Here is a 7,149-nt window from a genome sequence, read left to right on the forward strand (position 1 = left end):
GGCGGGCGGCCCGCCGCGCGGATGGGCGACAGCACCGCGCATGGCGGCTCGATCGTGCTCGGCATGCCCACCGTGATGATCGGCGGCTAGGCGATGGGCCGGGAGATCACCACGGCAAGCGCCTTTCTGGGCACCGGCTGGAGCTTCCCGCCGGTCTTCGACCCGACGCTGATCCAGCCGACGGTGGTGATGTCGAGCGGGGACGAGAACATCCGGGAATGCCTGTGGGTGCTGTTCTCGACGAGCCTGGGCGAGCGGATCATGGCCGCCACCTATGGGAGCGGGCTGCGCGCAAAGGTGTTCGACGCGCTGACCGAAACGCTGATCAACGACATTCGCTCGCTGATCCTCAAGGCCATCCTCGATTGGGAGCCGCGGATCGACGTCACCCGCGTCGAAGTTGCGCCGGTGGACCCGGCAGCGGGTCTGGTCGCGATCTCGGTCGATTACATCGTCCGCCAGACGAATGCGCGGAGCAACCTCGTCTATCCCTTCTACCTGAACGAGGCGACGCTCGCCCCGCCCGAAATGTGATGTCCGGGTAATGGCGGCACCCGACGATCTCGCGCTCAATCGAGCCCCCAGCCAGGCAGATCGCGTGCGCGCTGCCCCTTCGCCACAGGGGGTCGCGGTCGATGGGCGTGATCTGCCCACCCTGCTCGCCTTCGCCGGTCATTACGGCAAGCTGATCACCTTCTACGATCTCAACGACCAACCGCATGGCGACTGGTCATCCTTCTTCCGCAACGATCGCAGCATCGCGCTGGCGATCCGCGCCGGCCTCGATCTCGCGAGCATCCGCGCCGATTTCGATCGCCTGCTCGCAGATCTGACCGAAGCCGAGATCGCCGAAGCGCGGATCGCGCATGGCACCCGCGCCGCAGCCGCGATCCAGCAGCTGGCGCGCATCCAGACGTTGGGGCAGATCGACGGCGATACGCTCGGTCACGCCCTGACCGGCCTCAGCACCTCTGACCGGCGCGATTTTCTTGCCGAACCTGCGCGGCGGCTCCAGGCAATGCTCGGCAAGAACGCCATCGAGCAGGCCTTGGATCACCACCATGGCGGCTGGGTAGAGCAATTCGCCGAGCAGCTCGATGCGGTCGCAAGCGCCTTGCTGACCGTGCTCGATCAGGATCGCGCCGCGACGCTCGCCGCTCTGGACGCATCCTTCGACGACAAGCGCCATGCCCCGCAATCGGGACTGTACGATGCTTTCGCGGTCCTGTTCGGCCACGCCCAGGCCTCGATCAATCGCTTTCCCGAGCGGCTGATCCAGTTCTACCAGCGCGAGGTTCTGCACCAGACCAGCCGCAGCGGCACGCCCGACACGGTCCCGCTTGCCTTCACCCCCGCCAAGGGACTGAGCCATGCCGAGCTGCCGCGCGGCACGCGCTTCCTCGCCGGCACGGACGGCAACGGGGAGAGCATCGGCTATGCGCTCGATTCCGCAGTCTCGGTCGATATCGCCTCGGTCGCATCGCTGCGCACGCTGACCGTCACGAGCCAGACGCTCGACGGCGGCACGCCAATCCTGGCGCAGGCGCTGAGCGGAGAGGTCGCGCTGTCGGAAAAGGCCCCGGCGATCGCCGCCCCCTTCCCGATCTTCGGCGCGAGCACCACAGGCGTCAGCGGCGTGCTGACCACGGTCGCCGCATCGCTGGGCTTCGCGGTCGCCAGCCCCACGCTTCTGCTCGCCGGGGGCACGCGCTCGGTCACGATCGGCTTCTCGCTCACCGGCAAGAGCCTTGCCGAGGCCTGGAACGTCTGTGAGCGGATCGGCGTGGCGGCGGGCGGGGTCGCCCCCGGCGACGTCTTCACCCAGTTGATCGAGGCCGCGTTCGCGCTGCGTTATTCCACGGCGGGCGGCTGGGTCGCGATCGAGGGCGGATACCAGGCGACCGAGATCGGCCCGGATAGCGGCCTCTTCGTCCTGTCCTTCGTGCTCGATAGCGATGCCGATCCGTTCGTCGCGCTGTCCGCCACGCCCCCGGCTGCAGACGCGACACCGCCCGACGGTGCGGTCCCCGATCATGACGTCCCCGTACTGCTCGGCACGCTGCGGCAGGATGCGGTGCGGGTGAGCGCCACCCCCGAGGACCCGCTCTCCGGCGTCAATGTCTATCCCTATGCCCTGCTGGCCGGCATGATGATGTCGGAGCTGTCGATCCATGTCGAAGTGGTCGGCTTGACGCAGTTCGATACGGCCACGCCGAACGGGCCAACCGACACCAGCCAGGCCTTCCAGATCTTCGGCTCGCCCCCGGTGCAGGGCGCGACGCTGGATATCTCCGCGCCAGAGCTATTCGCCAAGCGCATGACGAGCTTTGAGCTGACGATCGACTGGTTCGGCCTTCCCGTCACCACCACGGGGTTCAAGGGCTATTACAAGGCCTATGTCGTCGATGCGGACGGGCGTACCGTGCCCTCGGGTAGCCAATATGACAATCAGAGCTTCCTCGCCGGGCTCCAGGTCTGCAATCCCGGCTGGTGGGGCATCGCGAGCGACGGCCCGCCTTATTATCTGTTCCGCACCGCCGAGCGCGATCCCGTCCCCCGGCCTGACGGACAGCTTCTGCCGCAGACCCAGCTTATCGCGTCGGTCGATCCCGAAACGCCGGAGGACTATTATGATCCGGCGCTGAGCCTGGTGCGGCTCACGCTCACCGAGCCCGACACGGCCTTCGGCAACATACTCTACGCCCCCAATGTGATGGCGGCATCGGTGCAGCTTACCGCCGCTGCATCGGCCTGCGCGCAGCAATGCGGGCAAGGCGATTCCACGGCACCACAGGACAAGCATCTCGCGCCGATCCTTGCCGCCAGTGCCCAGGCCGCCGATGGCAGCCTCGAACAGTCGCTCAAGGCTGCGGCGCAGCGGACGCTCGCCAATCTCGACGGTGCGGCGATACAGGCAATCGAACAGGCGATCGCGGCAGCCGGACTCACACCCCCGGACAAGGAAGCGCTGCAAGAAAGCCTTGCCGCCGCGCTTGGAGATCGCCCCGCCACATTGCTCCAGCGGTTGCGCTCGTTTTGGGATTCCGCACCGGACCCCGCCACGATGCACGCCAATCTTGCCGCGTGGCTCGCCGCCAACAGCGCAGCGTTTCCGGCTTCCGCATCCACCGCGCTCGCCCAGGCGCAGGCGCTGATCGACGCGGGCTCGGGCATTTCGGCGGTCCAGGCCCGGGCGGCCGGGCGCCCTGCCCCGGTCGCCCGGCCGATGGTTTCGGCAGGCGTACAAGACGTCCGGGCAAAGCTCGCCACCGCTCTGGGTTCGGATACCGCCGACTGCATCCAGAAATGCATGGCGGGCGCCAATCCGCTGGGCTTTCCGAACCAGCCCTGGCTACCCACCGCCAGCAGCATCTCGGTCAACTATGGCGCGGAGACGAAGCTGTGCACCCTGGCGTCCGGGGATGCCGGAGCGCAGCCGCCCATGACCTACTTCCAATTGCTCCCCTTCGGCGCGATCACGCCCATCTGCTGGGGCGCGGATCCTGTCCCGCTGCTCGCGCCGATCGGACAGGCCGGCGCGCTGTTCATCGGTCTGTCCGATCCCGTCGAGCAGGCGGCCATGCTGGTCCAGCTCGCACCTCCCGCTAGCGGCTGGCCCACGCTCACGCCCCCCGTCAGCTGGGCGCAGGCCGGCGGACCGGATGGGTGGACCGGTCTGACCCCGCTGCGCGACACCACCAACGAACTGCACAATTCGGGTATCGTCAGCCTCAGCCTTGGCGCGACGGCGGACGGATCGCCCCCGCTGTTGCGCATCGCTACTTCCGGGGATTCGGCGGCCTTCCCCAACCTTGCGGGAATAGCGACAAACGCCGCCTCGGCGAGCTGGGTAGGCCCCGGAGGGGGCGCAGCCCTCGGCACGCCGCTCCGCGCGGGCACGATCACCAAGCCTGAATCCAAGCTGCCGGATATCGGTTCGATCGAGCAGCCGCTGCCGTCATCGGGCGGCACCCCGGCGGCAACCGGGCCAGCATTCGAGATGTGGCTGGCCGAGCGGCTGCACCACAAGGATCGCGGCATCCAGAGTTGGGACTATTCGATGCTCGCGCTCGCCAACTTCCCGTCGCTTTGGCAGGTGGCGGTCGTATCGGCGAGCAATGGCAGTGTCGCGAGGACGCCAGGGAGCGTGCTGGTCGTCCCCATTCCCGGCCCCGAATCCCCCGCAATCTCCGATCCCACGATCCCGTCGAGCGATTCGACCATGCTCGACGATATTCACGCCTTCCTGAGCTCGCGCATCAGCCCATTCATCGATCTGACGGTGGCCAATCCGGTCTATCGCCGCATCAGGGTGATCGCGGATCTCGTCTTCACCAGCGAGGATACGGTCACCGCGAACGAGGAACGGTTGAACGGCGAGCTCATCCAGTATCTCTCCCCCTGGCCTTCCGCGATCGGCCCGCGCCCTGACGATTACTACACGCGGGACGAGGTCGCGCATTTCATCCGCAACCGCCCCTATGTCCGCGCCATCCTCTCGCTCCAGCTCGTCCCCGAGCATTTGGGCGAACCGGACGGCTGGCATTATCTGACATCCGCTACGTCCCATGTGCTGAAGGGCAAGACCCAGTCCGCCAATGAACCGCTGCTGCCCCGGGCCATTTCCAGGGCGGCACGCGCATGACCGCGCGCGCCGGAAAGTCGCTGCCGCTTCCTGCCGCCGGCACCGATCCGGGGCTGGATTATGCGGGGCTGCTCGATCAGGGGACCGGGCTGGTCCAGCGCTTGTCGGGGGATATCTGGACCAACTTCAACTGGTCCGATCCCGGCGTCACGATCCTGCAGCAACTCTGCTACGCGCTGACCGAGCTGTCTTACCGTTCCGATTTCCCGATCGAGGATCTGCTCGGCGCGCCGGGCACGGGTCAGGTGGCGCTGCGGCGTCAGGCGCTATACCCGGCGCGCGCGATCATGCCCGTAAACCCGGTCACGATCGATGATCTTCGGCGGCTGATCATCGATCGGGTGCCGTCCGTGGGCAATGCGTGGTTCGATAAGGTGCCGGTGAGCGGGCCTTCCGATGTTTCGGGGCTTTACCGCATCACGGTGCTGGTCCCCGCGTTCGATCCGGGCTGTGAGGATCATGGCCCGCATCCGGAGACGGTGCGGCGCGCGGTGCTCGATTGCTACACGGCGCACCGCGCCTTGTGCGAGGATCTGGAGGATGTCGTCGTGCTGCGCCCGCTGCGCACGCGGGTCCGCGCCGAGGTGCAGCTCGACGATCATGTCGATCCGGACACCGTCCTCGCGGAAATCCTGTTCCGGCTCGGCCTCGCGCTGGCCCCGGAGCCGAAGCGCGTCTCGCTCGAACAGCAGCGCGCCGCCGGGCTTACGACTACGGAGATATTCAAAGGGCCGCTGATGCTGCGCGGCTTTATCGATGACGATCAATTGACGGCGATGCCGTCGCAGGTTGCGGTGGAATATCTGCAGGAAATCATCGCCGAAGTGACCGGCGTGCTCTCGGTCGATCGGCTCTCGGTCCATGTGCTCGACCAGACCTACCGGCCAGGCGAGACGATCCACGTCCCCGCCGGCCATATCCTCTGGCTGGAGACCGAGCCGGGCGTGGAAGGCCATGCGATGCGCCTGAAGCACGGCTCAAGCATCTGCCGGACCAATCCGGTCAAGGTGCGGCGCAATCTCGCGCGCGATTGGGCGAACCAGCGCCGGACCTATGATCTCTGGTCGCAATATGCCCACACCTATCGGCCGCCCTGCGGCACGGGAGCCGATCTCGCGGCCTACAGCTCGGTCCAGAACCAGTTCCCCGAGGTCTATGGGATCGGCGCTTATGGCTTGCCCCCCGGCGCGACGGTGGCGCGAAAGGGGCAGGCGAAACAGCTCAAGGGCTATCTGATGGCGTTCGATCAGCTGATGGCTGATTTCTTCGCCCAGCTTGCCTTCGTGCGCGATCTGTTTTCGCTGACGGCAGGAGGCGACAAGACCTATGTCGGCCAATCACTGGCGGGGATCGTGCCCGATGCGAAGCCGCTGCTCGAACCGGGCTATGCAATGGGGCTTCAGGCGCTGATCGCCGCCGCCGATCCGGTCCTTGCGCGCCAGAACAGCATTCTGGACTTCCTGTTGTCGCTCTACGCCGAAACGCTCGCGCCGCCGCCTGACGCGGCGTGCGGCGCGGTGGAGACAACGCCCGGCACGGCGTTGGTGGAGGCAAAGAAGGCGCTGCTTGCCAAGCTGGTGCCCGCCACGCGCGATCGTGGCCGCGGCTTCGATTATCTCCGCGCGCATGATCACGGCATCGGCGGCGGGCTCGAGGTGCGCTGCCGGATCGAACTGGCGCTGCTCGACGCGACCAGCCGCCGCGACGGCGCGACAATCGTCACCGATCCTGCGGCGACCTTCGGCTGGCGGCTACCCCCCGAGCTGAGCGCGATCGTTGCCCAGACTTTCCTGCCTGTCGAGGTATCGCCGCGCGGCCGCGAAGGGGAAGCGGAAGGCGAAGCATCCCCCCTAGCCGGCCAGACCGTGGCCGCCGCGCTGATGCCCGCGCTGGCCGATCCCGCACGCTATTCGGTCGGTGCGCTGCCCGGGAGCGGCCCGGTGTTCCTGGTATGCCGCGACATCGAAGACGCGTGCTGGGTACTGGGCGAATTTCCCGACGTGGCCGCCGCCGTCGCGATGACGGATCGGCTGGTCCATGCAGCCGCCGGTGCAGAGCGGCGGCTGTACATCGTCGAATGGACCCTGCTCCGCTTCGCCCGCGAGCACCATCGCCATCACCACCACCACCACCATCACCACCATCACCATCACCATCACCACCACCACCACCACGATCATCACCATCATCATCACGTCGACCCGGACGAGACCTCCGAAGACTATAGCTTCCGCATCAGCGCGGTGATGCCTGCCGGAGACGGCGAGGCGGATAATGGCTGGCGGCATCAGGCCCGCCAGATCGTCCGCAGCAACATGCCCGCGCACATCCTGGTGAACGATCTGTTCCTCCGCCCCCGGCGCATGCGCCACTTCCGCCACCTTTATCACGCGTGGGTAAGCGCGCTGCGCGATGGATCGCCGGAACGGCGAGCCAAGACCAGCTGGCATCTCGAACGCTTCCTCCAGCGCGCCGCGCCTCCCCCGCCGCCCCCCCCACCGCCG

The 7,149-nt window shown here is 67.2% G+C and carries 3 protein-coding genes; all 3 read left to right on the plus strand.

The genetic code is table 11. From position 1 onward, the window contains the following. Positions 1-93: 93 nt before the first annotated feature. Positions 94-534 carry a GPW/gp25 family protein gene (locus SSO01S_RS06070; RefSeq protein ID WP_066796782.1) on the plus strand — a complete coding sequence of 147 codons (441 nt, stop codon included), beginning with the start codon at positions 94-96 and terminating at the stop codon, positions 532-534. A 10-nt stretch (positions 535-544) separates the two neighbouring features. After that, a complete protein-coding gene (locus tag SSO01S_RS06075) occupies positions 545-4,645 on the plus strand; it encodes a baseplate J/gp47 family protein (protein ID WP_066796790.1) in 4,101 nt (1,366 codons plus the stop codon). After that, a partial coding sequence (locus tag SSO01S_RS06080; RefSeq protein ID WP_218000340.1) for a baseplate wedge protein occupies positions 4,642-7,149 on the plus strand: 2,508 nt, incomplete at its 3' end. The genes SSO01S_RS06075 and SSO01S_RS06080, both read left to right, overlap by 4 nt.

This window comes from Sphingomonas soli NBRC 100801 (genome assembly GCF_001591025.1).
Taxonomy (GTDB): Bacteria; Pseudomonadota; Alphaproteobacteria; order Sphingomonadales; family Sphingomonadaceae; genus Sphingomonas; species Sphingomonas soli.

Coding starts and splice junctions, on each gene's coding strand:
- SSO01S_RS06070 (WP_066796782.1), top strand. CDS start 94: ATGGGCCGGGAGATCACCACGGCAAGCGCCTTTCTGGGCACCGGCTGG.
- SSO01S_RS06075 (WP_066796790.1), top strand. CDS start 545: ATGGCGGCACCCGACGATCTCGCGCTCAATCGAGCCCCCAGCCAGGCA.